The sequence below is a fragment of the Chryseobacterium koreense CCUG 49689 genome, assembly GCF_001045435.1.
In the GTDB taxonomy this organism is placed as follows: Bacteria; Bacteroidota; Bacteroidia; order Flavobacteriales; family Weeksellaceae; genus Kaistella; species Kaistella koreensis.
The window spans coordinates 1-2,151 of sequence record NZ_LFNG01000053.1 but is presented as its reverse complement, the minus strand read 5'-3'; the positions used below and the strand labels follow the sequence as shown (position 1 = coordinate 2,151).

The following is a 2,151-nucleotide window of genomic DNA, read 5'->3' as shown; positions in this document are numbered from 1 at the left end:
CACGATGTGCTCCGAAACTATATTGATATAAATTAAAATTCATTGTTTTGCATTTTTAGGGTTCGCATTTTATATAGATTAAACATATAAACTGTTATATCTTTTTGAGTATCTATATAAAACACGAAATCAAATATACACAAAAAATGTTGATTTACAGTGTTTTAATAAAATAATATGAATTACTTGTGCATATAAATAACTTTCGTATATTTGAGTGTTATCTGCTATCTCATAAAAAATCGCACGCAAAATTGAAATCAACAAATTAAATACTTAAACTATGAAGAAATTATTATTTTTTGGATTAATCTCGTCCTTAACTATGTTTTCTTGCGGAGAAGACCGTGAAGACGACACAACTCAACAGGTAACTTTAAGTCAAAAAATCATCGGAACTTGGACTATTTCAAAAAAAGAGAGTAATGGAGCAATTATTCCTGCTCAAAATCCTTGCACAAATCACGGAAATTTCGTTTTCAATTCTGACAAAAAACTTTATGAAAACTATAAATCAAATGTAAACGGAAATTGTGTTACAGATACCGATAGTCATACTTATACAATTGACGAAAATTCCCAAATGATAACAGCAAAAAATTCCTATGGAGACGAAATGATTTACACGGTGTCAAATCTTACCGACAAGGAAATGGTTTTGACTAACATAGAAGGGAGCGACATCACTAAATATTCTTTTACGAAATAAAAATATTAAAAAATGCGACAATATATTATAACAATCTTATTATTTTCCAGTTCTTTTTTCTACGCACAAACAATCTATAAGTGTTTTGATTCTGATGCGAATAAGAAACTTAAAATCAGTATTAAATTTGTTAATGATAAAGCGATTTCCGTAAAATATTATGGTCAAAAATCGGCCATCCCATTAGTTTTTGAAAAAGAAATTTATAACAAAGGAACTGCTTACCCAACAATAAATGAAGTTTACCAAGAAAAATATAACGGACAGATAACTGGTAAATATAAAATAACACACTCAGGTAATTGGGATTATGTAGAATATACTAGGAAAGACGGTAAAATATTTAAATTCACAGTTAACCACGACACAAGTTTGGTAGATGAAAATTATAGAGAAACTCCTTGCTTCTAAAGAGACAGCAGATAACCTGGTATTTCTATTAGCGGGGTTGAAGTTTACATCATAAAGACTTTTGGTAATTGTTCTTTTTGTTATATTTACAAAGACCAGTTATAATAATCCCCGCCAACAGAAATACCCAGCCGTTAGCTGTAATGTGATGAAAATTGCGACTTATAACATTGATTGGTTGAATAAAAGAAAAATTGAAATAGAAAATATTTTAAATGAAACTGACTTTGATTTCTTAATTCTGACTGAGGCAATTGATGTTAATTTAAAAAATTATAAATACAAATATTTCACTGATGAACTTCCGCAAAATTATGAATATGAAACTCAGAATTATTCTGAAATTTTAAATGGTAAAAAAGGACATCGAACAATAATTTATTCAAAATATCCAGCTTTAAAAAAGTATTTTGTTCAGGACAAAAAGACAAGTATCGCTTGTGAATTTGAAACTGAATATGGAAAATTGGTTGTTTACGGAACAATAATAGGTACACTTTACAATCGGAAGCCTTTTGCCGAAATTGAATTAAAAAACTGCATTTCAGATTGTATAAAAATTCACGAACAAAATCAAAATTTAATAATTGTTGGAGATTTAAATACAGCATTTTTAGAAGCTGATAAAAAGAAATTTAAAATTAATCATAATACAACTGAATTTTTGATAAAACTTTTTGAAAATCTGAATCTTGTAAATGCAACAATGAATATAAAAGAAAATATTGACCATATAATTATTCCAAAATCATTTCAAAGCAAAATAAAAGAAAGCGAAATTTTTATTCCTAAGAAAAGTAAAAAAGATGACCATCACGGAATTTTTATAAATATTGAGTAACTCACACTACAGCTAACATTGGTAGCTGTTGCACAACCCTAATTTTCCAATAATAGTTTTCAAAACTCAACCAAAACCACCTCTTTTTAAGCGATTTAAAGGAGGTTTTTATTTTTGCTGGTGAAAGTTTCCGGAATTTGGCGTGGGCTTAAATGAAGGATATGGGAGTCGTGGGAAAGAAGTTTTTCCA

3 protein-coding genes are annotated in these 2,151 nt (G+C 28.5%); all 3 read left to right on the top strand.

Annotation, left to right across the window (positions count from 1 at the left end):
* The first annotated feature begins 283 nt into the window (after nucleotides 1-283).
* The 3 genes from ACM44_RS14705 (at nucleotide 284) to ACM44_RS14695 (ending at nucleotide 1,961) form a co-directional block, all read left to right on the top strand.
* Nucleotides 284-709 carry a lipocalin-like domain-containing protein gene (locus ACM44_RS14705; RefSeq protein ID WP_083993754.1) on the top strand — a complete coding sequence of 142 codons (426 nt, stop codon included), beginning with the start codon at nucleotides 284-286 and terminating at the stop codon, nucleotides 707-709.
* A 12-nt stretch (nucleotides 710-721) separates the two neighbouring features.
* Nucleotides 722-1,120 carry a hypothetical protein gene (locus ACM44_RS14700; protein WP_053215485.1) on the top strand — a complete coding sequence of 133 codons (399 nt, stop codon included), beginning with the start codon at nucleotides 722-724 and terminating at the stop codon, nucleotides 1,118-1,120.
* 148 nt (nucleotides 1,121-1,268) lie between these two features.
* Entirely contained in the window at nucleotides 1,269-1,961 is a 693-nt protein-coding gene (locus tag ACM44_RS14695) for an endonuclease/exonuclease/phosphatase family protein (RefSeq protein ID WP_048500818.1), read from the top strand.
* Nucleotides 1,962-2,151: the final 190 nt, after the last annotated feature.